Annotated in this window: 23 protein-coding genes and 1 pseudogene; 8 read left to right on the plus strand and 16 right to left on the minus strand. The window is 69.2% G+C overall.

From position 1 onward, the window contains the following. The 8 genes and pseudogenes from G1H10_RS08190 to G1H10_RS08225 form a co-directional block, all read right to left on the minus strand. Nucleotides 1-481, minus strand: a pseudogene (locus G1H10_RS08190) (hypothetical protein); the annotation flags it as partial. Between the two features lie 252 nt (nt 482-733). Continuing rightward, nucleotides 734-1447: a pentapeptide repeat-containing protein gene (locus G1H10_RS08195; protein WP_163735436.1), complete on the minus strand. Its 714-nt coding sequence runs from the start codon at nt 1445-1447 to the stop codon at nt 734-736. Nucleotides 1448-1557: 110 nt separating this feature from the next. Beyond that, nucleotides 1558-2076, minus strand: coding sequence for a tRNA (adenosine(37)-N6)-threonylcarbamoyltransferase complex ATPase subunit type 1 TsaE (gene tsaE, locus G1H10_RS08200; protein ID WP_246219321.1), 519 nt, complete (start codon nt 2074-2076; stop codon nt 1558-1560). A 20-nt stretch (nt 2077-2096) separates the two neighbouring features. Beyond that, nucleotides 2097-3302, minus strand: coding sequence for an alpha/beta fold hydrolase (locus G1H10_RS08205; RefSeq protein WP_216853033.1), 1206 nt, complete (start codon nt 3300-3302; stop codon nt 2097-2099). A gap of 19 nt (nt 3303-3321) precedes the next feature. Next, on the minus strand, nt 3322-4497 hold the full coding sequence (gene alr / locus G1H10_RS08210) for an alanine racemase (RefSeq protein ID WP_163735439.1): 1176 nt from the start codon (nt 4495-4497) through the stop codon (nt 3322-3324). 65 nt (nt 4498-4562) lie between these two features. Continuing rightward, on the minus strand, nt 4563-6071 hold the full coding sequence (locus G1H10_RS08215; RefSeq protein WP_163735442.1) for an NAD(P)H-hydrate dehydratase: 1509 nt from the start codon (nt 6069-6071) through the stop codon (nt 4563-4565). Between the two features lie 25 nt (nt 6072-6096). Beyond that, a complete protein-coding gene (locus G1H10_RS08220; protein WP_163735445.1) occupies nt 6097-6498 on the minus strand; it encodes a holo-ACP synthase in 402 nt (133 codons plus the stop codon). A 92-nt stretch (nt 6499-6590) separates the two neighbouring features. Then, nucleotides 6591-7985, minus strand: a complete 1395-nt coding sequence (locus tag G1H10_RS08225; protein ID WP_163735448.1) for a sulfatase family protein — start codon at nt 7983-7985, stop codon at nt 6591-6593. Nucleotides 7986-8140: 155 nt separating this feature from the next. Between G1H10_RS08225 and G1H10_RS08230 the strand changes: the two genes are divergently transcribed. The 4 genes from G1H10_RS08230 (at nt 8141) to G1H10_RS08245 (ending at nt 10321) form a co-directional block, all read left to right on the plus strand. Beyond that, entirely contained in the window at nt 8141-9370 is a 1230-nt protein-coding gene (locus G1H10_RS08230; protein ID WP_163735450.1) for an ROK family transcriptional regulator, read from the plus strand. Nucleotides 9371-9475: 105 nt separating this feature from the next. Beyond that, nucleotides 9476-9643, plus strand: a complete 168-nt coding sequence (locus G1H10_RS08235) for a hypothetical protein (RefSeq protein WP_163735453.1) — start codon at nt 9476-9478, stop codon at nt 9641-9643. 1 nt (nt 9644) lies between these two features. Then, a complete protein-coding gene (locus G1H10_RS08240) occupies nt 9645-9848 on the plus strand; it encodes a hypothetical protein (protein ID WP_163735455.1) in 204 nt (67 codons plus the stop codon). A 14-nt stretch (nt 9849-9862) separates the two neighbouring features. Next, complete coding sequence (locus G1H10_RS08245) at nt 9863-10321, plus strand: hypothetical protein (protein WP_163735457.1); 459 nt, start codon at nt 9863-9865, stop codon at nt 10319-10321. Between the two features lie 69 nt (nt 10322-10390). On the opposite strand, the gene glmS is transcribed toward G1H10_RS08245, so the two are convergent. After that, nucleotides 10391-12238: a glutamine--fructose-6-phosphate transaminase (isomerizing) gene (gene glmS / locus G1H10_RS08250; RefSeq protein ID WP_163735459.1), complete on the minus strand. Its 1848-nt coding sequence runs from the start codon at nt 12236-12238 to the stop codon at nt 10391-10393. 81 nt (nt 12239-12319) lie between these two features. On the opposite strand from glmS, the gene coaA reads away from it, so the two are divergent. Genes coaA through G1H10_RS08265 form a run of 3 tightly spaced genes read left to right on the plus strand, consistent with a single transcriptional unit; the run spans nt 12320 to nt 14841 of the window. After that, nucleotides 12320-13273 (plus strand): type I pantothenate kinase, encoded by a 954-nt coding sequence (coaA, locus tag G1H10_RS08255; RefSeq protein ID WP_163735462.1) that lies wholly within the window; start codon nt 12320-12322, stop codon nt 13271-13273. 56 nt (nt 13274-13329) lie between these two features. Next, nucleotides 13330-14028, plus strand: coding sequence for a ThuA domain-containing protein (locus G1H10_RS08260; protein ID WP_163735465.1), 699 nt, complete (start codon nt 13330-13332; stop codon nt 14026-14028). 9 nt (nt 14029-14037) lie between these two features. Continuing rightward, nucleotides 14038-14841 carry a PP2C family protein-serine/threonine phosphatase gene (locus tag G1H10_RS08265; RefSeq protein WP_163735468.1) on the plus strand — a complete coding sequence of 268 codons (804 nt, stop codon included), beginning with the start codon at nt 14038-14040 and terminating at the stop codon, nt 14839-14841. A 43-nt stretch (nt 14842-14884) separates the two neighbouring features. Here G1H10_RS08265 and G1H10_RS08270 read toward each other — a convergent pair whose 3' ends face one another. From G1H10_RS08270 to rplM, 4 genes are all read right to left on the minus strand, one after another. Continuing rightward, nucleotides 14885-15877 carry a GNAT family N-acetyltransferase gene (locus G1H10_RS08270; RefSeq protein ID WP_163735472.1) on the minus strand — a complete coding sequence of 331 codons (993 nt, stop codon included), beginning with the start codon at nt 15875-15877 and terminating at the stop codon, nt 14885-14887. Between the two features lie 264 nt (nt 15878-16141). Beyond that, nucleotides 16142-17488, minus strand: a complete 1347-nt coding sequence (gene glmM, locus G1H10_RS08275) for a phosphoglucosamine mutase (protein WP_163735476.1) — start codon at nt 17486-17488, stop codon at nt 16142-16144. Between the two features lie 93 nt (nt 17489-17581). Next, complete coding sequence (gene rpsI, locus G1H10_RS08280) at nt 17582-18058, minus strand: 30S ribosomal protein S9 (protein ID WP_216853034.1); 477 nt, start codon at nt 18056-18058, stop codon at nt 17582-17584. A 38-nt stretch (nt 18059-18096) separates the two neighbouring features. Then, nucleotides 18097-18540 (minus strand): 50S ribosomal protein L13, encoded by a 444-nt coding sequence (gene rplM, locus G1H10_RS08285; RefSeq protein WP_163735482.1) that lies wholly within the window; start codon nt 18538-18540, stop codon nt 18097-18099. A 166-nt stretch (nt 18541-18706) separates the two neighbouring features. Between rplM and G1H10_RS08290 the strand changes: the two genes are divergently transcribed. After that, nucleotides 18707-19453: a class I SAM-dependent methyltransferase gene (locus G1H10_RS08290; protein WP_163735485.1), complete on the plus strand. Its 747-nt coding sequence runs from the start codon at nt 18707-18709 to the stop codon at nt 19451-19453. On the opposite strand, the gene G1H10_RS08295 is transcribed toward G1H10_RS08290, so the two are convergent. Genes G1H10_RS08295 through G1H10_RS08305 form a run of 3 tightly spaced genes read right to left on the minus strand, consistent with a single transcriptional unit; the run spans nt 19400 to nt 22727 of the window. After that, the gene (locus G1H10_RS08295; protein WP_216853035.1) at nt 19400-20935 is read right to left on the minus strand and encodes an ABC transporter ATP-binding protein; all 1536 of its coding nucleotides are present in this window, start codon (nt 20933-20935) and stop codon (nt 19400-19402) included. The genes G1H10_RS08290 and G1H10_RS08295 overlap by 54 nt on opposite strands. Then, on the minus strand, nt 20932-21795 hold the full coding sequence (locus tag G1H10_RS08300; RefSeq protein ID WP_163735488.1) for an ABC transporter permease: 864 nt from the start codon (nt 21793-21795) through the stop codon (nt 20932-20934). The genes G1H10_RS08295 and G1H10_RS08300 overlap by 4 nt, the downstream gene beginning before the upstream one ends. Beyond that, nucleotides 21792-22727 carry an ABC transporter permease gene (locus tag G1H10_RS08305; protein WP_163735491.1) on the minus strand — a complete coding sequence of 312 codons (936 nt, stop codon included), beginning with the start codon at nt 22725-22727 and terminating at the stop codon, nt 21792-21794. Before G1H10_RS08305 ends, G1H10_RS08300 begins: the two co-directional genes overlap by 4 nt. Nucleotides 22728-22729: the final 2 nt, after the last annotated feature.

The raw sequence follows: 22729 nt of genomic DNA on the forward strand, positions 1-22729 counted from the left end.
CCAGCCGGGTGAACAACTCCGCCTGCCGAGCCGCCACCGCATGCACCCGCCGGATCGCCACCGCCAGATCATCGTCGTTCAACCCCGCCGCATCCACCTCACGGCCCTGGGCGAACCCGGCATCCAACATGTCGAGCACCTCGAACACCAGATGCCCACCACCACTACCGCCGCTGCGCTCGACGCCCTGGCCGGAACCGCCGTGATCGGCGCCGTGCTCATCCCGGGCGTCGCCGCGGTCGCCCTGGCCGCCCAGGCCCGCATCCTGGGCGCCGCCGTGATCGCCGCCCTGGCCGGGCATGTCCGTGCCCTGGCCGGGGCTGTGGCCACGGTCGCGGTGGTCACCGTCGCGGTGGTCGGGGCCGGCAGAGCCACCTGTCCGGTTGGCTGCGCCGGCGTTGCCGGACGTGCGCGAGGCGGACCCGGCTCCGGTAGCCTCGCCGGGGCCCTCGGGGCTGTTGTGGTGGCTGGAGTCGAACATGTGTCTCAGTGTAGGCGATCTTACCGCCTACATCCACACGTATTCGTACGCTAACGGCATAATAAAGAAATCAAACCGCGCCACATATAGGCTGTCGTCGCAATACGTACCGAACCGAGCGCATATGCCTTGGCCGTGACGATGAGTTCAGCGGCAAAGCACCTCGTTGGGCGGCTCGACTAGAAGGCCACCACTCCTGATTTCGCGCCGGCGACAGCGGCCGCCGCCACTGGCACAGGAACCGATAGCGGTCTACTGATCGACCACGATCCCCAGCTGACCGAGAAGCATGGAGGCCTGCTCAGCCGAGATCACCGCACCAGCCAGGTGATGAGCATCCTGCATCGAGAAGTCACCGAGGTCGGCACCGCGGAGATCGGCGCCATCCAGTTCAGCCGCACGCAGTTCCACACCGCGCAGCCGAGAGTCGATCCACACCGTCTCACGCAGATCGGCTCCCGCCAGGCTCGCATCGTCCAAGCGAAGCCCTTCCAGCGTCTGGCCACGCAAGCTCATCGAGCCTAGATCGGCCAGCATCAGGTTGCACCGGGAGAACCTGCACCCCAGCCCGCGCGCGTCCTCCATGTGCACGCCGACCATCCGGCATCCGGAGAACTCCGTGCCTGCCACCATGGCTCCCGGCCACAGTGTGTTCGCCAGGTCCACACCGGTGAGCTTCGCGTCGGTGAAGTCCGCCTTCTTGAACTGAGCCTTTGCTGCGGAGCCACCGTTGAACACCGACTTCTCCAGGTCCGCGCGCGTCAGCCTCGCGCCGTCGAACCGGCAACTGTCGAGAGTCGCCCCCACCAACCAGGCGCCTGAGAGATCGGAACCGGAGAAATCGCACCGCCGGAACACCCGCGGGCGGTCCTTCTCCTCTGCCAGCACGGCGGACAGATCTCGCTCATGGAGATCAGCGTCGACGACTTCCTCCCCGCCGGCGAGCAGTTCTTCGACAGTCGTCATGATGAATCACCCTCGTTCGGCGAGCCGGACCCGATACGCAGTTCTTACCAGTCCGAGCCGACAGCCTCGCAGCTCGATCGCCGAGGCACCGAGATCGCCCGGCGTCGGCTTCAGGGCGACAGCACCGCGTTCAGATCCGCGTCATCCCACCGTGTCCCTACGCGAGCGATCCGGACCCGGCGCACGTCGGCGGCCTCATCCGAGGCGGACGTCGACCGGTCGATATGGATCTCCAGCCGATCACCGGCAAGCCCTTCAGCGAATCCCTCGCCCCACTCGACTACCGTCACCGCCTCGTCCAATGTCGCTTCCAGGTCCAGATCCTCCAGCTCGTCCCAGTCACCAAGCCGGTACGCGTCGACATGCACCAGCGGTGCGCCCTCCACCAAGGACGGGTGGACCCGGGCGATGATGAACGTCGGCGACGCGATCGGGCCACGGACCCCCATACCCGCGCCGATGCCCTGCGTGAGTGTGGTCTTGCCCGCGCCCAGGTCACCGCCGAGCAGGACCAGGTCGCCGGGGCGCAGTACGGTCGCCAGTCGCTCACCCAGTGCCTGCATCGCCTCCGCGTCCGGCACCTCCAGCTCGATCACCGGCATCACCGCCCCCTGTGCGTCTCCGTCCATGGCTCGCCACCGACCTCCCGTCACCGTCCGCGCCTCCCGATGCTCGTCACCCTGGTCAATGAACGGCGTTTCCGTGGTGTGCCGCGCCGCACCTGCTCGATCAGTGCCGCAAGCTGCTCGGTGACCAGTTCGTGCCGTTCGAGCAGCACCATGTGACCGGAGTCGGTGGCTTCCACGTACTCGGCCAGCGGCAGCGCAGCGGCGATGTCTCGGCCGTGCTGAACCGGTACCAGGTGATCGTTCTCAGCCGCGATGACCAGCCCCGGCACGGGCGCCATCACCTCCAGCGCCTGATGCGCATCGATACCCCAGACCACCGGCAGGAACTCGGCGAGCACATCCACCGGCGTGGACGCGTTCATCGCCGCGGTGAACTCCACCAACGCCGGGGACGCACCACCGGCGAAGGAATAGCGCCGGGTCACGACGTAACCCAGATCGCTGCCGGCCCGGCGGCCACGCTCGAACAGCTCCGGACGCCGCGCCAGCGCCGCCACCAAACCCGGCGCGCTACGCGTCGCCAGCCGCCCGAGCGGCATCGGCAACCCCAGCGTGGTCCGGTTCAGTCCTTCCGCGCTGGTCGTGATCAGGGCTACGCCGCGGACCCGGTCCCCGAACAGTTCCGGCCGCTCCAGCGCCAGCGCCAGCACGGTCATCCCGCCCATCGAATGCCCGGCCAACACCACCGGGCCGTGCGGCGCTACCGCATCAAGTACGGCGCCCAGGTCGGCGGCGAGCCGTTCCCGAACGACCTCTTGCCGTCCCTCGTCGCCCCCGTCCGCGTCCTCGGACAGTCCCGTGTCCTCCGCGCCGTGTTCCGTGGCGGGCAGGCTCGCGAACCCGTCCTCGCCGGGCGAACCCCCGGATCGGCCGTGCCGACGCTGATCCCAGAAGACGAGCCGAGCCCGGCCGCGCAGGTCACGCCGCTGGAAGTGCCACGAGTCCTGGGTCAGGGCATAACCGTGGCTGAACACGATGGTGACGTCGGCTGGGCTGTCCGGCTCGTCGACCTCGACGTACAGCGGCGCTCCGTCGTCGGCGACGACGATCTGCGGCTTACCTCGCAGCGAACCGAACGGCTCGTCGGCGTATGGGTCATCGCCACGTAGCGACCGGCCCATGACGTAGCGTTCCGTCGCGAACCCGACCGCAGCCCCGGCCGCGGCGACACCGAGCCACGCACCAACGGCGCCGGCGACCTTGCCGGCGGCCATCACTCTGCTCATCGCGCAGCCACCTCGTCCATCACCGGAGATCCTCCCAGCCCACATACGTGCGCGGTATCCGCGGCGCGAATCGCGTGACGATCTCGTACGAGATCGTCCGGCACGCCTCTGCCCAGTCCTGGGCTGTCGGCTCACCCGCCGCAGCGTCGCCGAACAGCACAACCTCGTCTCCGGCGTGGACGTCGTCGTCACCAAGATCGACGACGAACTGGTCCATGCAGACCCGGCCCGCGATCCGCCGGACGCGGCCGCCCGCGAGCACCGGCGCACCCGGACCGCCGTCGCCGCCGGAACCGTGGCGCGGCACGCCGTCGGCGTATCCGAGCGGGATCAGGCCCAGCGAAGTCTCCCGGTCGGTGACGTAGAAGTGCCCATAGGAGACGCCATGCCCCGCAGGCACGCGTTTGACCAGCGCCAGTCTGGCGCGCACCGACATCGCTGGGCGCAGTCCGACGTCGGCCGGGGCCGCGACATCCGGAACCGGGGACAGACCGTAAACCGCGAGCCCGGCACGGACGAGATCGAAATGGGTGTCCGGCAGCATCAGGGTCGCCGCCGAATTCGCCAGGTGTCGCACCTCCGGCCGGACACCCCGGGCTTGGGCGATCTCGACGGCTTGCGAGAACGCCGCGACCTGGGCCGTGTTGGTCGGGTGCCGCGGCGCGTCGGCGATGGCGAAGTGCGACCACAAGCCGACGACGTTCACCAGCCCTTCCGCCTGCGCCTTGAGGGCGGCGTCGACCAGCCCCGGCCAGTCCGCCTCCGGTGCGCCGGACCGGCCAAGGCCGGTGTCCACCTTGAGGTGCAACCGCGCCATCCGGCCGGTCTCACGCGCCGCGTCGGCGATCTCCTCCACCGTCCAGATCGCCGACGCGGAGACGTCGATGTCGGCGGCGATCGCATCGATCCACTGTTCACCCGGCGCCGAGAGCCACGCCATCAGGCGACCACCGAAGCCGGCCGCGCGCAGCGCAAGCGCCTCGCCGAGCACTGCCGTGCCAAGCCAGCTAGCCCCGCCGGCCCGTGCTGCCCGTGCGGCCGGCACCAGCCCGTGGCCATAGGCGTCGCCCTTCACGACGGCCATGACCTCCGCGGCGCCCGCACGAGCGCGCAGCTCAGCGACGTTGTCCCGGATGGCTCTCAGGTCCACACGGACGGCGGCGTGCGGTTCCGCGCCGCCTCTGTGTTCGTCCACGGCGCTGATTCTCTCAGACTCCGCCGGTGCCGGCGCACCATGCGCAGGGTCCGCGGCGCTGCTGTTCACCGGTTCGCTGGACGCCTCAGCTCCGCGAGCACGCCGGGGAGGGCCTCCAGGATGTCGCTCGCGCTCGGATACCCGGACAGTTCGGCCGCCACGTGCCCGGCCATGCCATGGACGAACGCCGCGACGCTGCCCGCATCGAACGTCGTCAGCCCGGCCGCCAGCAGTGATCCGCCCAGGCCTGCGAGCACGTCACCGGAGCCGGCGGTGGCGAGTGCCGGACTACCGGTCGGGTTCACCCGAACGGGACCATCCGGCTCCGCCACCAGCGTCGTCGATCCCTTGAGTAAGACGGTGGCGTTCCAGCGGCGCGCCGCCTGCCGGACGTAATGCAGCCGCCGAGCCTCGACATCTGACCGCTGCGCATCCAGCATCCGGGCCAGCTCACCCGCATGGGGTGTGAGCAGCGCCGGCGATGCGAGCTGTGGCGGCAGCTTCCGCAGACCGTCCGCGTCCACCAGCACCGGGACGCCGGCGGACAGCACCGCCGCGACCTCGTGCTCCCGGCCCTCGCCGAGCCCGGAACCGACGGCCCAGGCCTGGACTCGTCCGGCCTCGGCGGCCTCCGCGCTGACCACCGTCTCCGGCCAGCGTCGCAGCACGTCGGCGGCGACCGCATCCGGGCCGGCGAACCGCAGCATCCCCGAGCCGCCGTGCACCGCTCCGCCGGCCGCCAGCACGGCCGCACCGCGATACTGGGCAGATCCGGCGAGCAGGCCGAGGACACCCCGGCGGTACTTGTCCGCGTTCCGGTCCGGTTCCGGGAACATCCGTGCGACGTCGGCGAACTCGAGCACCTGTAGCGCGGGTGCGGGCAGATACGGGCCAAGACCGATGTCCACCAGCTCGATGTCGCCTGCCACTGCCGCCGCCGGGTCGACGAACAGGCCCACCTTGTGCGTTCCGAACGTCACCGTGGTGTCGGCACGCACGTGCGCCCCGGAGATCTCTCCCGTGTCCACGTCGATGCCGCTGGGCAGGTCCACGGCTACGACGTGCGCCGACGCGGAAGCGGCGAATTCGGCCAGTTCCGCCGCGTCCGGGCGCAGGCCTCCCCGCCCGCCGATACCGAGGATCCCGTCGATGATGAGGTCCGCGCGCCGGATGGCGGCCGCGGTGGCCGTCGTCATCGGCCCGTCGTCGCCGGAGACCACGGTGCCGCCGGCGTCCTTCAGGGCAGCCAGCCCCGTACCGTGGACACGGTCGTGCCGGAGTATCACCGCGTCGACCCGAGCTCCGCGCCGGGCCAGCCGGGCCCCGGCCCACAACGCGTCTCCCCCGTTGTCGCCGCCGCCGACCAGAAGCACCACGCGCGCACCGTACGGCCCTCCACGACGCCGTCGGTGACCGCCGGATCGCAGCCCATCGCCGAATTCGCCGCGGAGCACCCGGGCACACACCGCCGCCAATCCGGACGCGGCGCGCTGCATCAGCGCCCCCTCGGGCAGCTGTGCCATCAGTGCCGCCTCGGCGGCACGCACGTCGGCGACCGCATGCGCGAAGATCATCTGTGCCGTCCTCCCCACACGCCGATCACGAAACCTGCCCCTGCCTCTGCCCCTGCCCCTGCCCCTGCCCCTGCCCCTGTCCCTCGAGAACGACCATGGCGGACGCGACGCCGGCATCGTGCGACAGCGACAGGTGCACATTCTGCACACCAAGCTCGGCACAGCGCCGTTCGACGCTTCCGGTGACGCTGAACCACGGGCGGCCGGCATGGTCACTCACCACCTCAGCGTCGTGCCACTGCAGGCCGACGGGGGCACCCAGCGCCTTGGCCAGCGCTTCCTTGGCGGCGAACCGCGCGGCCTGGGACGGGACCGAGCGCTTGCGCTCCCCCGGGGTGAAGACCCGTTCCGCCAGCGCAGGCGTGCGTTCCAGGCTCTCTGCGAATCGGCCGATGTCGACGACGTCGATCCCTACGCCAATGATCACCCTTTCAGCCTACGGTCTCGCCGCGCCACCCTCGCGATTCTCGATGCCATGACGTCCGTCGGCCTCGCCTGCCGGTGACGGCGCGGAGATCCTCAGGGGAGGTCGCCGGCTTCGCGCTGCACGCGCTCCAGCTCGATCTCCAGCTCCTTGCGCACCGCGGCGTAATCCGGGTCGTCGTAGACGCTGGTCAACTCCATCGGGTCACGCTCCAGGTCGAACAGCTCCCACTCCGGCTCGAACCGCCGATCCGAGCTGCCCGGTTGGTCCCGGCCGTCGCCGTAGTAGCAGATCAGCTTGTACTTCTCGGTGCGCACTCCATAGTGGGCCCGGGCGTGGTGGATGCTGTCGCCGTGCATCCAGTACCGGTAATACATCGACGTCCGCCAGTCGGCAGCGCCTTCCCCACGCAACAGCGGCATCATGCTGCGCCCCTGCATGATCGGTAGCTCCGCCACCCCGGCCACGTCGCAGAACGTCTGTGCGAAGTCCAGGTTGAGCACGATATCAGTGTTCACCGAACCTGCGGTGACCTCCCGCGGATACCGGACCAGCAGCGGCATCCGCAGTGACTCCTCATACATGAACCGCTTGTCGTACCAGCCGTGATCACCCAGGAAGAACCCCTGATCCGAGCAGTACACCACCAGCGTGTCCTCGGCCAGTCCCTGCTCGTCCAGATAGTCCAGCAACCGGCCCACGTTGTCGTCCACCGATGCCACGCACCGCAGATAGTCCTTGATGTAGCGCTGGTACTTCCAGGACAGTTCCTCATCCGGTGAGAGACCGTCCGGCACCGGCTCCTTCAGGTCGGTGGGGGTCAGGTGCTCGGCGACGCGCATCGCCGCCACTGCCGCCGCCTCGGACCGGTCGCTGTAGTCGTCGCGCAGCGTCTCCGGCTCCGGGATGTCCACGTCGTCGTACATGTGCGCATGCTTCTCATCCGGCTCCCAGGGCCGGTGCGGCGCCTTGTGGTGCACCAACAGACAGAAGGGCCTGTCCACGTCCCGGCGCTGCAGCCAGTCCAGGGACAGGTCCGTGATGATGTCCGTGGCGTACCCCTGTCGCACGTGTCGCCCGTTCGGGGTGATGAACTCGGGATCGTGGTAGTCGCCCTGTCCGGGCACCACCTCCCACTCGTCGAAACCCCGCGGCTCGTGTGCCGTTCCCTCACCCAGGTGCCATTTGCCGAACAGGGCAGTCTGGTACCCGCTCTCTCGCAACAGCCCGGCGAAGGTGGGTAGCCGATTGTCGAAGTGGGTGTCCAGCGTCGTCACTCCGCAGGCGTGACTGTGCATCCCGGTGAGGATCGTCGCGCGGCTCGGCGTGCAGATGGCGTTGGTGCAGAAGCAGTTGTCGAACCGCATGCCCTCGTCGGCGAGCCGGTCCAGGTGCGGGGTGGTGTTGATCCGGCTGCCGTACGCGCTGATCGCATGCGACGCATGGTCGTCCGTCATGACGAACAGGATGTTGGGTCGTGTCCGCGCCACGTGAGTCCTCCGGGCCGTATCGCCGTTGTGAGCCGCCTCGGCCGAGCCGGCTGGACGGAGTTAATTGCTTGTTGCTTGCAATCAATCTCGTCACGTAATTTATGGGGGCATGCCAGACAGAGTCAATGGCCGGCCGCGAAGCCAGTGGTGACGCGATGTCCCGACGGGTCTACGCCGGCACCAACCATCAGGGCGTGAAGCAGGGCAACCGGGGCGCGGTGTTCCGTGCCATCCATGCCCTCGGCCCCATCGCCCGGATGGAGATCGCCGAGCACACCGGTCTCAATCCCGGGACGGTCTCCCGGATCGTCGACGAGCTGATCGACAACGGACTGGCTCGGGACACGGGCCTCAGGTCGGCCACCGGCGCCGGACGGCGAGCCGCCGACCTCGAGGTGGTCCCGTCCGCCCGGTACGCACTCGGACTCGACGTCGCTCGAAGCGCGGTCACCGGCGCCGTGGTGGACCTGACAGGCCGGGTGAGTGAACGCGTCGTCGTTCCGATCCCGGTGACGACGACGGACGCGGCCGACGCTCAGGTGACCGAGGATGTCGTCGAACGCCTGATGAATTCGATGCCTGCGGACGAGCGAGAACGTCTGGTCGGCATCGGTGTCGGCATGCCCGCTCCGGTCAGCGCCCGTACCGGACGCCACCTACCGATGGACCACGCGGCCGAGTGGCGGCACTCCGAGCTCGGGCCTGAACTGGAACGACGATGGCGGCTGCCCACCCATGTGGACAACAACGCCAACACCGCCGCACTTGCTGAACTGTGGTTCGGCGCCGGACGCGGCGTCGACGACTTCCTCCTGGTCAATCTGAGCGTCGGCATCGGCGCCGGACTTGTCCTCTCCGGCGAGCTCTACCGCGGCGACCACGACCTCGCCGGGGAGATCGGTCATGTCGCCGTCGACATCAACGGACCGACGTGCGAGTGCGGCAACGTGGGGTGTCTGCACGCCTACGCATCGGTCTCCGCCGTGCTGGAACGGGTACGCACCGAACTCGACGGCGGGCGAGCGTCGAGCCTACGCGACCAGCCGCAGCCGCTGACCATCGAGGCGGTGATCGCGGCGGCACGCTCCGGAGACCCGCTGACCGCCGATATCCTCGCCGACGTCGCCCGGTACGTCGCCGCCGCCGTCAGCAGCATCGCCTACACCGTGGACCCGCAGCTGATCCTGGTCGGCAGGGAGCTGCCCACCGCGGGCGATGCCTTCCTGACACCGTTCATCACCGAGCTGCGACAGCGCCTGTTTCCGGTGGTCCGGGACAGCGTCCGGATCCAGGCGACGACGGTCCAGGCCGCACCCGTAGTCGGCGCCGCGATCCTCGCCCTGCGGACCTTCTTCGATTCACCCCTTTCACGGCAGCATGCGTAAGCAAACGTATGTATTCAGATTCAATATTAAGTTGCTGCATGCAAGTCTCGATGTTAAGCTCTCGTCGCGCACCAACGGTCCTTCTACCTCAGCGAGGAGGCGTCGATGGACCAGAACGACGAAGATCACTTCAGGCGGATCCACCTGGTCCAACAAGTAGACCGCGCCAGGGAGCTCGTCGAGCACTACTTTGACGGTATCCACTTCTATATTGACCAGATCGAGAAAGACAGCCGAGAGATCGGCATGCTCAACGAGCGATTGGGAGGTTGACATGGACATCGCCGTTCAGGAGCTACGAGACCTGATCCGCCGCGACCACGAGCGGACCATAGCGGAGTACCAGGCCTTCGCGGACGAGGCGGCCATCATCGGAGACGAGAAGGGACGCGCCTGGTATCAGAAGCTGGCCGACCGTGGGCGGCAGACCAAGTACCCCTGGGAGGAGGGCTACCGCTGGAGGAGCACCGACGAGTGAGCAGGTAGCGCCGCATGCTGTGGGCGGTCGTGTGGGTCGTCCACCTGGGGCTGCTCGCCGCTTGGCTCGGCTCGATGCTGTACAGCCTGGTCATCGTCCAGCCACGGGCACACCGGTTCTTCGCTGCTGATGACGACCGGCTGGAAGAGTTCCTGACAGTTGTCGGCTCGGGAAACCGTCGGCCCGTCGTCGCGCTGATCACCGGACTGTTCGTGTCCCTCGCCGTGATACCGATCGCTGATACGCCCAGGGCACCACAGGCAATCCTTTATGCCGTCGAAGGTGGCTTGCTGGTGGCAGCCGCAGTCGTCTTCGCTCGCGTCTCCTGGTGGCTGTGGCCGCGCCGGGTGTTCGCGCTGGCCGAGGAGCGTCCCCGGCATCGGATCTCCCTGCGTCGGCATGCCTTCGCGATGGTGGGCCTTACCGGCGCGGCGTTCGTCGTCGCCGTCACCGCGCTCACAACCGCCTCGTGAAGTGCTGCGATCAGAACGAGCGGGGCGAGGCTACGCACCGCTACCGCATATGAGGTCGACGATGGGCCGCTATTCGACGGTGACGCTCTTGGCCAGGTTCCTGGGCTGGTCAACGTCGAAGCCCCGGGCGCTCGCCATCTCGCAGGCGAACACCTGCAGCGGAACCGTGGCGACAACCGGCTGCAGCAGGGTGGGGCACTCCGGGACGCGGACGAGATGATCCGCGTACGGCGCGACCGCCTCGTCGCCCTCCTCGGCGATGACGATCGTACGGGCGCCCCGGGCACGGATCTCCTGAATGTTGCTGACGATCTTGTCGTGCAGCACTGACCGGCCGCGCGGCGACGGAACGACGACGATCACCGGCATCCCGCTCTCGATCAGCGCGATCGGGCCGTGCTTCAACTCCCCGGCCGCGAACCCCTCCGCGTGCATGTAGGCGAGCTCCTTGAGTTTGAGCGCGCCCTCCAGCGCCACCGGGAAGCCGACGTGGCGGCCGAGGAAGAGCACCGACGTCGCGCCGGCCAGCTCGCGGGCCAGCGAGCGCACCGGTTCCATCGTCTCCAGCACCTGATCCACCTTCGACGGCAGGTCGGAGAGGTCCCGGACGACGGACCCGATCTCGTCACCCCACTTGGTTCCGCGCACCTGGCCCAGGTACAGGCCCACCAGGTAGCAGGCGATGAGCTGGGTGAGGAACGCCTTGGTCGAGGCCACCGCCACCTCGGGGCCGGCGTGCGTGTACAGCACGGCGTCCGATTCGCGCGGGATCGTGGCGCCGTTCGTGTTGCAGACGGCGAGCACGCGGGCACCCTGCTCACGCGCGTAACGCAGCGCCATGAGGGTGTCCATCGTCTCCCCGGACTGGCTGATCGCGATGACCAGTGTCTGTCGCCCCACCACCGGGTCGCGGTACCGGAACTCGCTGGCCAGCTCCACCTCACAGGGCACGCGGGTCCAATGTTCGATGGCGTACTTGGCCACCAGCCCGGCGTGATAGGCGGTGCCGCAGGCGACGACCACCACCTTGTCGATCTCGCGGAGCTCCTCGTCGGAGAGGCGCATCTGGTCCAGCGACAGTTCGCCGTCCGCGCCGATCCGACCGAGCAGCGTGTCGGCGACCGCCTTCGGCTGCTCGGCGATCTCCTTGAGCATGAAGTAGTCGTAGCCGTCCTTGGCCGCCGCTGAGGCATCCCAGTCGACGTGGAAACGACGCTCCGCGACGGGCGCCCCGCGTACGTCGGTGAGAGTGACGCCATCCGGCGTGATCTCGACCACCTGCCCGTCGCCGACCTCCAGCGCCTCGCGGGTGTGCGCGATGAACGCCGAGACGTCGGAGGCCAGGAAGTTCTCCCCGTCGCCGAGCCCGACCACCAGCGGTGAGTTACGTCGCGCCGCGACCACCCGGTCCGGCACCTCGGCGTGAACGGCCAGCAGCGTGAAGGCGCCCTCCAGGCGCAGGCAGACCGCACGCATGGCGTCGGCCAGGTTCGCTCCGGCGGCCACCTCCGCCGCCAGCAGATGCGCCACCACCTCGGTGTCCGTGTCCGAGGCGAAGCTCACACCCGCGCTCTCCAGCTCGCTCCGCAGGCGGGCGAAGTTCTCGATGATGCCGTTGTGGATGACCGCGACCCGGCCGGACTCGTCGAGATGCGGGTGGGCGTTGCGATCGTTGGGTGCGCCGTGGGTGGCCCACCGGGTGTGTCCCAGGCCGGTCGACGCCGCCGGCAGTGGCGACTCGTGCAGTGCCTTCTCCAGGTTGGCGAGCTTGCCTGCACGCTTGGTCGACGCGAGCGCGCCGTCCGCGACCACGGCGATGCCCGCCGAGTCATATCCCCGGTACTCCAGCCTCCGCAGCCCTTCGACCACCACCTCGGTCGCCGAACGGCTGCCCACGTATCCCACGATGCCGCACACGCGGGCCAGCGTAGCCCTTCCTCCCCACCGGAGACACCTGAGGCATCGTGCCTGCCGCATCCGGGGCAGAATGGGCACGCTATGGCTGAGAACGCAGGCGGGCCGCTGTCGCCCTTCGTCGACATGAACCGGTCCGAGTGGGCCCGGCTTCGCGACCAGACCCCGCTCCCGCTCACCGCGGACGAGTTGGAGGAGTTGCGCGGGCTCGGCGACGAGGTGGACCTGGACGAGGTCCGAGATATCTACCTGCCGCTGTCACGCCTGCTCAACCTCCGTGTCACCGCCACGGCCCGGCTGCACGCGGCCACCACGACGTTCCTCGGCTCGTTCGTCGAACGCACGCCGTTCGTGATCGGTATCGCGGGGTCCGTCGCCGTCGGCAAGTCGACGATCGCCAGGCTGCTCCGGCTGTTGCTGGCGCGCTGGCCGGACCATCCCCGGGTATCCCTGGTGACCACGGACGGCTTCCTGCTGCCGAACGCGGAACTCGAACGACGCGGGCTGCTGGAACGCAAGGGCTTCCCGGAGTCCTACGACCGGCGAGCGCTGCTGCGCTTCGTGGCCTCCGTGAAGTCCGGAGCCGAGGAGGTCGGCGCACCGGTCTACTCACACCTGACATACGACATCGTCCCCGGCGAGCAGGTGGTGTTGAAACACCCGGACATCGTCCTGATCGAAGGGCTGAATGTGCTGCAGCCCGCACGGGCGCGGGGCAACGGGGTCTCCGGCCTGGCGGTCAGCGATTTCTTCGACTTCTCCATCTATGTCGACGCCGCCCCGGAAGACATCCGACGCTGGTACGTACGCCGATTCCTGCGGCTGCGGGAGACCGCGTTCCGCCGGCCGGAGTCGTACTTCCGCCGCTATGCCGACCTGGACCATGACGCGGCGGTCGCCCGCGCCGAGCACCTCTGGGACCACATCAACGGCCCCAACCTGGACCAGAACATCGTGCCGACCCGGGGACGCGCCACGCTGGTGCTGACCAAGAGCGCGGACCACGCCGTCGAGCGCATCCGGCTCCGCAAGATCTAGAGGGGTGACATGAGGGGTTACGGACAGGTTCCGGAGGCACCTGAGATGATCAGTACATGACTCGCCTGCTTGTCTTCTCCAAGACCACCGGCTTCCGTCATGACTCGATCGAGCCGGGCGTCGCCGCCCTGGAGAGTCTCACCTCCGCCGACGGTCTCGCCGTCGACGCCACCGAGGACGCATCCGCGTTCACCGCGGAGAATCTCGCCAGGTACGGCAGCGTGGTCTTCCTGTCCAGCTCCGGAGAGGTCTTCGACGACCGTCAACGGGCCGCGCTGCAGGCGTACGTGCTCGGTGGCGGAGGGTACGTGGGGATCCACGCCGCGTCGACGACCGAGTACGACTGGCCGTTCTACGGCGAGCTGGCGGGAGCCCGCTTCGACGGGCATCCAGAGGTCCAGCAGGCGACCATGACGGTTCACGATCACGACCACCCGGCTACCGCGCACCTCGATCGGACCTGGGTATGGACGGACGAGTGGTACAACGTCCGGGACGGGCCGCGGCTGGGTGCCCACACCCTGCTGTCGGTCGACGAGTCCACGTACACGGGCGGGACGATGGGTGCCGAACACCCGATCGCGTGGTGCCACCACGTCGGGGACGGCCGCTGTTTCTACACCGCACTCGGCCACCCGGCCGAGGCGTACACCGAGCCCACGTTCCAGGCGCACCTGCTGGGTGGCATCAGATGGGTGCTGCGCTCGGACGCGGAGTCTGGTGTGCCATCACCACACGTCTCCCGTAGGCCCTAGGGTGTACTCATGCATGTGCGCTACGTGGCGCGTTCGGACGTGGGTCTCGGTCGCGAAGGTAACGAAGATGCAGGGATCGCCGCTCCGTACGTGCTGGCGGTGGCCGACGGAATGGGTGGTCATGCTGCGGGTGAGGTCGCCAGCCAGGCGGCGGTGTACGCGATCGCTCAGTCCGCTCCGGCGATCGTCGACGCGTCTCCGCTCGACGCGATGATGTCAATGCTCAGTGCCGCCAACGAGCAGATCGGCCGGATGGCGGCGGAGAAGCCGGAGCAGGAGGGGATGGGGACCACGGCCACCGTCGTCCTCACCGGCGGTTCGCGGCTGCCGCGTGGCCACATCGCACTCGGCCACATCGGAGACTCCCGGGGGTACCTGCTCAGTGGCGGCGAGCTCCGGCAGATCACCAACGATCACACGTTCGTGCAGACTCTGGTCGACGATGCGCAGATCACGCCGTCCGAAGCGCGCACGCATCCGGCTCGCTCCGTGGTCACCAAGGTGTTGCAGGGACAGCACCCGGTCGAGCCCGATCTGGCCATGGTCGAGGTGGACCCAGGCGACCGCATCCTGCTGTGCAGCGACGGGCTCACCGACGTCGTGACGGACGACGTGATCGAGTGGACGCTGGCGACGATCTCGGAGACCGAGGCGGCCGCCGACGAACTGATCCGGCTGGGACTGCACGGTGGCGCACCGGACAATGTGACGGTGATACTCGCCGACGTCGTCGATCTCGACGACGCACCGCCGGATAGCAACGGGGCGGCCCCGACCTACCTGGTCGGGGCCGCGGCCGGAGAGACACGGTGAGCTGGGTCATCCGGCCGGGTCGCCGACCACCGCATCGGGGCGGTCAGAGATCTCGCTGGTAGCCCGGGGTCCAGCCCTCAACCCGGTATCCGAGTGTCTCGTTGATGCTGATCATGTGGTTGTTCGAGTCCGCGTTCCAGGTCCAGATCGCCTCGACCCCCGGACGCGCGGCCAACAGGTTCCGCAGGTTCGCCGCCTTCAGCAACAGCCCGAGCCGGTGCCCCCGATGCGCGGGATCCACCAAGGTGGTGTCCTGGTAGGCGGCTGCGTCACTGTCGTCGGCGAGCACGATCCGGGTCACACCGGCCATCGTTCCGTCCGGCGCCATCGCCACCGCTGTCCAGTTACTCCGGCCCATTCGCTCAGTGCGCTCTTCCGAACGGCGGACCCGCGCCTCGTCCCAGACCTCCGGCTCATATTCGAGTTCACCGAGCGGGGCGTCGGTCGACATCCGCGCCTCGAGGCGCGCGTACTCCTCCACGTACTCCGCCGGTACCCGGCCTCGCCAGGTCAGGATCTGGTAGTCAGTGGCGTACTGCTTCGCGTGGTCCTCGGCCTTGGCGATCGCATCGAGGTCGAACGGTGTCCGCTGCACCCGCGCGATCTCCACGATGCGCTGGGTGAAGCCGTGGTGTTCGAGGAATTCGGTGCCCGCGGTGGCCTGGCGCTGTGACGGCGCGTCCAGATACGTGAGCAGACTGGTCCGGGAGTGTTCGCGCGCGCACTCCCGCACGGTGTCCAGGAGAGCGGTACCGATGCCCTGTCGCCTGGCCTCGGGCCGGACGAAGATCTCCAGTTCGGCCAGCTTCAGGTTGTCCCGCAGCGGCAGAGCCAGCTGAGCCGCCCCCACCACCCGGCCATTCTCCTCGGCGATCCAGAGCTTGCGAGCCGAATGCTCGTGCGGCTCGTGCACGACCCGGAGTTCACGCTCCGAGAAGTGCGGCCCGTTCGGGAAGTCCGCCTCGGTGGCGCAGCGGTGGACGTCATACCACGCGGAGAAGTCGGCGTCGGCGACGGTGATGGACCGGATCTGCATGCTCTAAGCGTGAGGTGTCCACCCGCGCCACGGCAACAGATTTTCGCGCCCACCAGCTGAGGCTCTCAGAGAGGGGAGACCGTACGCGGAGGCGGGGAGGGAGTATTTCCCGGCCAGGGTAGGCGCGGGCGTCGGCCTGTGAGGAGCGCCCCCGGGGTCCCCGCAAAGTATCCGAGCGTCAGCGAGAGACTTTGTGGGGTGGGAGCGACGATCTGACCGCGGGCGAGGCCGGGACATACTCCCTCCCCGCCGGTCCCCAAAGCTTCACAGCGCGAGCGTCGACTCCACGGCCGCAGCGAGCCGGCCGGCGACCGCGTCCGCCTGATCCAGGGTTGCCGCCTCGACCATCACCCGCACCACCGGTTCGGTCCCGGACGGCCGCAGCAACACCCGGCCGGTCTCACCGAGCTCGGCCTCCGCCCGCGTCACCGCGTCGCGCACCCCGTGGTCCGTGGCGACTCGCGCCTTGTCCACGCCGGAGACGTTCACCAGTACCTGAGGCAGCCGCTGCATCACGCCGGCGAGTTCAGCCAGCGGGCGACCGGTATGCGCCACCCGCGCCAGCAGGTGCGCCGCGGTCAGCACGCCGTCTCCCGTGGTCACGTGGTCGAGCAGGATCAGATGGCCGGACTGCTCACCGCCCAGACCGTAGCCGCCTTCCCGCATCGCCTCCAGGACGTACCGGTCACCGACCGCCGTGTCGACGACGGTGATCCCAGCCTCCCGCATGGCCAGCCGCAGGCCCTCGTTGGACATGACGGTGGCCACCACGGTCTGGTGCCGCAGGGTGCCCTCCTCGTGCATGGCGAGCGCGAGGATGGCGAGGATCTGGTCCCCGTCCACGACCTTTCCGGCCGCATCGACGGCGAGACAGCGGTCGGCGTCGCCGTCGTGCGCGATACCCACATCGGCACCATGCTCCACCACCGCCGCGGCGAGGCTCTCGATGTGTGTCGAACCACAGCCGTCGTTGATGTTGAGACCATCAGGTTCGGCACAGACCGCCACCACGTCCGCCCCGAGGTGGCGGAGCACCTCCGGCGCGGCCCGGTAGGCGGCGCCATGTGCGCAGTCGACGACGACCTTCAGACCGTCCAGCCGGTGCGGGACCGTGCTTGCGACGTGTTCGACGTAGGCATCCAGGCCCTGCGGATGCTTTCTGATCCGGCCGACGTCCGCTCCGGTCGGGCGCTTCCACGGTTCGCGCATCCGGGACTCGATCGCGTCCTCGAGCGCATCCTCCAGCTTGTGGCCGCCCTTGGTGAAGAACTTGATGCCGTTGTCCGGCATCGGGTTGTGGCTGGCCGACAGCATCACGCCCAGTTCGGCATCGAGCCGGCCGGTGAGGTAGGCGACCGCCGGCGTGGGGAGTATGCCCACCCGGAGCACATCAAGGCCGGCGCTGGCCAGACCAGCCACCACGGCGGCTTCCAGAAACTCGCCGGAGGCCCGGGTGTCGCGGCCGACCACCGCCGTGGGCCGGTCACTGCCGAAGGCGCCCGCCTCGCCGAGAACGTGCGCCGCGGCAACCGACAGATCCAGGGCGAGTTCCGCCGTGAGATCGACATTCGCCAACCCGCGCACCCCGTCGGTACCGAAGAGACGTGCCACGTGCCTTCTCCTCACATACAGCTCGGCCCCGGAGTGACGACTCGTTCCCCCGGGGCCGAACCTGCTGAATTGTGTTGTTGTGCGCCAGGCGCCTTAACGCTTGCTGTACTGGGAGGCCTTCCGGGCCTTCTTCAGACCCGCCTTCTTCCGCTCGGTGACCCGGGGGTCCCGAGTCAAGAAACCGGCCTTCTTCAGCACTGCGCGGTTGTTATCAAGGTCAGCCACATTGAGCGCACGCGCCAGCGCCAGCCGCAACGCGCCGGCCTGGCCGGACGCGCCGCCTCCGTTGAGGCGGGCGACGACGTCGTAGCGTCCGTCCAGCTCGAGCTCTGCGAACGGCGAACGGACCACCTGCTGGTGAACCTTGTTCGGGAAGTACTGCTCGAGGTCGCGGCCGTTGATCTTCCACTGGCCGTCACCCGGCACGATGCGCACGCGTGCGATCGCTTCCTTCCGGCGACCGGTGGCCATGGCCGGCTCGATGGCCGAGAAGCGCGACGGCGTCGACTCGGATGTGAAGCTCTCGACCGAGATCTCCTCGGCCTCATTCTCGACTGTGCTCTCGGTCATGTCCTCGCTCACGGTGTTCGTCATGGTGTCGGATTCGCTCACTGGGTCAGCTGGCCGATCTCGAACGGCGCCGGCTTCTGCGCCTGGTGCGGGTGCTCGGGGCCGGCATAGACCTTCAGCTTGCTCAGCATCTTCCGGCCGAGGCTGTTGTGCGGGAGCATCCCCTTGACAGCCTTCTCGATCACCCGGCGCGGGTTCTTCTCCACGAGTTCCTCGTAGTTCGTCGCGCGCATGCCACCGGGGCGACCCGAGTGCCGGTAGTCGACCTTCTGCTGGAGCTTGTTACCCGTCAGGGCGATCTTGTCCGCGTTGATGACGATGACGAAGTCACCGGTGTCCGCATGCGGAGCGTAGATGGGCTTGTGTTTGCCGCGCAGCAGGGTGGCGGCATGGGAGGCGAGCCGGCCGAGTACGACGTCGGTGGCGTCGATGACATGCCACTGACGCTCAACGTCACCGGGCTTGGGGCTGTACGTGCGCACGGTCGTAGGCCTTCGGTTGGTCGGTAAGGATGTCCTGTCTTGTGGTGCGCCGCCACCCGGCAGCGACAGCTACCGCCGGCACACACAACGACGTTTTAGGTTACTCGCTCGCACACCCAACGGTCAAAACACCGCCTCGGCGCACGTCTTGTCATAGCGTGTCGTCATGGTCGCCGACGTTCCTCCAGCATACGACGCGGCACGTGCACAGGACTACGACGCAGAGCAGGGTCACGGTTTCACGTTGCCCGGCGAACGCGAATGCTGGCTGGCGGACGTCGGGCTGGTCCTGCAGCCGTATGCTTCGAGGCTCCCCGCCGACCCGCTCGTCCTGGACATCGGCTGCGGCACCGGCAAGTTCACCCGGCTGATCCGTGACGTGCTGGGCGAAACCTTCGGCCGGGCACCGACAGTGCACGGGGTCGACGCTTCGGACGCCATGCTGGAGGTGGCCCGCCGCCGAGACACCCGGAAAATCGAGTACCGCCTCGCCGACGCCCGCACGCTCACCGGCCCCGCCTGCTACGACCTCGTCGTCTCGTGTCAGGTGCTGGACAGCTTCGAGCGACCCGCCGAGTTGCTCGACACCTGGCGACGGGAACTGCTGAAACCCGGCGGTGTGCTGCTGACCGTGCTGTCCTTCTCCGCAGCCGACGGCTGGACCAACCGCACGTCCGAGCAACTGGACCGGCAGCCACTGGCCACGGTCGCCAGCATCGAGCCGCTCGTCGACGCGACCGGCCGAGCCGGCTTCGGCAGTATCAGCGCCGGATTCCTGCGCACGGTCAGTCCGCTGCACGGCGGGGCGTCGACCGGGTTGGTCGGCCCGGTGGGCAGCCGCTACTACGCGGTCGGGTACTCAGTCGGGGGTGACGGTGCCGTCGGCGACGCGCAGCACCCGCCCGGCGAATGACCGGAGTCGCCGCTCGTCGTGGCTGACGACGGCGAGCGCACAGCCGGAGTCGGCGAGTGCACGCAGCAGGTCGACGATCTCCTGCGCGTACACCGTGTCCAGTGCCGCGGTCGGTTCGTCGGCGACCACCAGTGCAGCGCCGCCGCCCATTGCCCGCGCGACCGCGACCCGTTGCCGCTGACCGCCCGAGAGCCGGCGGGGTCTCGCCTGCGGGTCGACGTCGCCGAGGCCCACGCTCCGCAGCAGGTCGTAGGCGCGACGTCGCACGTCCGGTGCGCTCAACCGGCGGTTGCCCAGCGACGTCGTCGCAGTGGCCTCCGCGACCGTCTTCCAGATCGGCCACCGCGGGTTCAGGCTGGCGGCCGCATCCTGGAAGATCGGCATCACGAACCCTGGCCTGGGCCGGGTCCCGTCGTCCGTCCACAATGCGACGTCGCCGTGCCGGACCGTGCCGGACACCGGACGCAGGAGCCCGGCCAGGGCGCGCAGGACCGTGCTCTTCCCGGCGCCGGACGGCCCGCAGAGCCCGACCACCTCGCCGGCCGCGATCCGTAGGTCGACACCGGCGACGACGGCATCGCCGCCGGAATATGCCAGCGTCACATCCTCCAGCGCCGCCACCACCTCGGAGTCTGCAGCCTCGACACCGGAACCCACGCGCGCGGCCGGGCGTGCCGGCCGCGCGACGGACCCGGGGAGGGCGGCGAGCAGTCTCCGGGTGGCCGGATGAGAGGCGGCGTCCTGGAGCGCGTGGGCGCCCCGACGTCCCACGATCAGCTCCTGGGCGATCCGCCCTCCATCCAGCACCACGATCCGATCGGCATGCTCGGCCACCATGTCCAGGTCGTGGCTGACCAGCAGCAGGGATCGCGACTGCGCGACCAGTGCTGCCAAGGCGGTGCGGGCCACCTCGACGTCCAGTGCGGAGGTCGGCTCGTCGGCGACGATCAGCCGGGGGCGGTGCGCGGTCGCCGCGACGATGTCGGCCCGCTGCAGCATTCCTCCGGACCAGGTCGCAGGACGGTCACCGAGACGCGTACGGGCGTCGTCCACCCCCAGCGTGGCGACCCGTGCAACGATCTCCTGCGCCGGCACCCGAAGGCGGTGCACGCGCCAGGCCTCGCCGACGTGGTGGCCCACGGTCCACCACGGGTCGGCCGACGCATACGGATCCTGCGCAACGTAGCCGATGTGCCGGCCGCGGATCCCCCGCAGCTCCCGGTCGCGCATCCGGGTCAGGTCGCCGACGCCCTCGAGGCTGATGCTCCCGGCGACGACGGTCCCGGCCGGCAGCAGCCCGAGGACGGCGCGTACCAAGGTGCTCTTACCCGAGCCCGATCCACCGACCACGGCCACCGTCTCTCCGTCGTGCACCACCACCGACACGCCGTCCAGCGCCAGGTGACCGTCCGGGTAACGTACGCCGAGGCCGCCGATGCGCAGGGACGTCGCCGCGGCCGTCCGGTCGCCGTGTTCCGTCACCGTGGTGCCTCCTTGATGGCGTCGGCCAGCAGCGACACGCAACCGACACTGGCGACGATCGCGGCCGTCGGCGCGATGACGAGCCACGGTGCCTGGGACAGGTACGCGCGGCCGTCGGCGACCATCTGTCCCCACTCGGCGGTGGGCGGAGAAACACCGAGGCCCAGGAAGGACAGCCCGGACAGTCCGATGATCACCTCGGCCAGGCTGAGGGTCGCCACGGACAGCACGCTGAGCGTCGTCGCCGGCGTCACGTGTCGCCACAGGACGCGCAGGTGCCCGACGCCGGCCATACGCGCGGCCGTCACAAACGGACGGTCCACGTGCGCCAGGGCGTATGCACGCGCGTAGCGGGCCATAGGGGCCCAGCCGGCGAGCGCCATCGCCACCATCAGGTTGACGACCCCGGGCCCGAGCACGCCGATCACCGCCAGCGCGAGTACCAGCTGCGGGATGGCGAGCACGACGTCGACCGCCCGGGAGAGCACCGAGTCGGCCAGCCTGCCGGCCGCGACCGGGACCAGCCCGACGACGAGACCGGCGACGGTGCTGAGCACGGTAACCGCCATGGCCGTGCCGAGCGAGACCCGTGCGCCCGCGGCCAGCCGGGCCAGCACGTCACGACCGGCTTGGTCGGTCCCGAGCGGATGCTCCCAGCTCGGAGCGGCCAGCTTCGCCGCATAGTCGGTGAGGTTCGGATCAGGCCGGAGGAACGGGATGACGACGGCCAGCGCCACCAAGGCGAGCAGGAGCACCATACCGATGACCAACCCTGCCCGCGTCGTGTTCCGGCCGGCCCGCCTGCTGTTCCGGCCGGCCCGCCCGGAGATCGGATCGGACAGCCTGGTTGCCACCGTCATGCGCGCCGTTCGGTTTGCGCGTGCATCGCCGAGACGGCCAGGTCGACGAGCAGGCTCGCCACCACATACGCCAATACGCCGGACAGGACGAGCACCTGGACCACCGGGACGTCGCGGGCGACGATCGACTCGATGAGGTAGCGGCCGATGCCGGGCCAGGTGAACACGGTCTCGACGACGGCGGCGCCGGCAAGCAGGCTGCCAACGGTCATGCCGACTGCGGTCAGCAGGGGCGGCGTCGCCGGCGGCACCATGTGAATCAGCAGGGCCCGAGTAGGGGTGGCGCCGCGGCCCATCGACACCTCGACGGCTCCGCTCGACGCCGCCTCGACCAGCGCGGCGCGGAACACCCGCGCCCACATGGCCGCGGCTCCCACGGCAAGCGGGATGGCAGGCAGTAGCGCACCGCCCCAGGACCCGTCCGCGATGATCGACCCCAGGCCCCAGCCGAGCACAACGACGTCCAGCACGACGGTGCTGACGACGAAGCTCGGAACCGCCGCACCGGTGAAGATCAGGCCGCGGATGCCCAGGTCGAGGGCGCCGCCACGCCAGCGTGCCGCCGCCAGCGCCATCGGCACCGCGGCCAGGGCCGCCAATCCGAGCGCGACCGCACACAGGCGCACGGTGGCGGGCAGCCGTCCGGCCACCTCCGACGCCACCGAGCGTCCGCTGCTCCAGGACGTGCCGAGGTCGCCGGTGACGAGCCCGGCCGCCCACCGCCCGAACCGCACCGGCGCGGCGTCGTCGAGCCCGAGTTCGGCGCGCAGACCGGCGACCTGCGCCGCGGTCGGGTCGGTCACCCCCTGAGCGATGAGCACCTGCCGGGCGGGGTCGGCGGGCGCCAACAGCTGCAGGCACCACACCACAAATGCTGCGGCCGCCAGCGTCAGCAGCGCCTGGCCCACTCGGCGCAGTACGCCGGTCCACATCG

The organism is Phytoactinopolyspora halotolerans (genome assembly GCF_010550675.1).
In the GTDB taxonomy this organism is placed as follows: domain Bacteria; phylum Actinomycetota; class Actinomycetes; order Jiangellales; family Jiangellaceae; genus Phytoactinopolyspora; species Phytoactinopolyspora halotolerans.

Bases quoted from the DNA above. Each gene is read 5' to 3' on its own strand.
- rpsI (WP_216853034.1), bottom strand. From the start codon at position 18,058: ATGACCGAGAGCACAGTCGAGAATGAGGCCGAGGAGATCTCGGTCGAG.
- G1H10_RS08195 (WP_163735436.1), bottom strand. From the start codon at position 1,447: ATGACGACTGTCGAAGAACTGCTCGCCGGCGGGGAGGAAGTCGTCGAC.
- G1H10_RS08265 (WP_163735468.1), top strand. From the start codon at position 14,038: ATGCATGTGCGCTACGTGGCGCGTTCGGACGTGGGTCTCGGTCGCGAA.
- coaA (WP_163735462.1), top strand. From the start codon at position 12,320: ATGGCTGAGAACGCAGGCGGGCCGCTGTCGCCCTTCGTCGACATGAAC.
- G1H10_RS08230 (WP_163735450.1), top strand. From the start codon at position 8,141: ATGTCCCGACGGGTCTACGCCGGCACCAACCATCAGGGCGTGAAGCAG.
- G1H10_RS08245 (WP_163735457.1), top strand. From the start codon at position 9,863: ATGCTGTGGGCGGTCGTGTGGGTCGTCCACCTGGGGCTGCTCGCCGCT.
- G1H10_RS08260 (WP_163735465.1), top strand. From the start codon at position 13,330: ATGACTCGCCTGCTTGTCTTCTCCAAGACCACCGGCTTCCGTCATGAC.
- G1H10_RS08235 (WP_163735453.1), top strand. From the start codon at position 9,476: ATGGACCAGAACGACGAAGATCACTTCAGGCGGATCCACCTGGTCCAA.
- G1H10_RS08305 (WP_163735491.1), bottom strand. From the start codon at position 22,727: ATGTGGACCGGCGTACTGCGCCGAGTGGGCCAGGCGCTGCTGACGCTG.
- G1H10_RS08240 (WP_163735455.1), top strand. From the start codon at position 9,645: ATGGACATCGCCGTTCAGGAGCTACGAGACCTGATCCGCCGCGACCAC.
- G1H10_RS08205 (WP_216853033.1), bottom strand. From the start codon at position 3,302: ATGAGCAGAGTGATGGCCGCCGGCAAGGTCGCCGGCGCCGTTGGTGCG.
- G1H10_RS08300 (WP_163735488.1), bottom strand. From the start codon at position 21,795: ATGACGGTGGCAACCAGGCTGTCCGATCCGATCTCCGGGCGGGCCGGC.
- tsaE (WP_246219321.1), bottom strand. From the start codon at position 2,076: ATGGACGGAGACGCACAGGGGGCGGTGATGCCGGTGATCGAGCTGGAG.
- G1H10_RS08290 (WP_163735485.1), top strand. From the start codon at position 18,707: ATGGTCGCCGACGTTCCTCCAGCATACGACGCGGCACGTGCACAGGAC.
- G1H10_RS08270 (WP_163735472.1), bottom strand. From the start codon at position 15,877: ATGCAGATCCGGTCCATCACCGTCGCCGACGCCGACTTCTCCGCGTGG.
- G1H10_RS08215 (WP_163735442.1), bottom strand. From the start codon at position 6,071: ATGATCTTCGCGCATGCGGTCGCCGACGTGCGTGCCGCCGAGGCGGCA.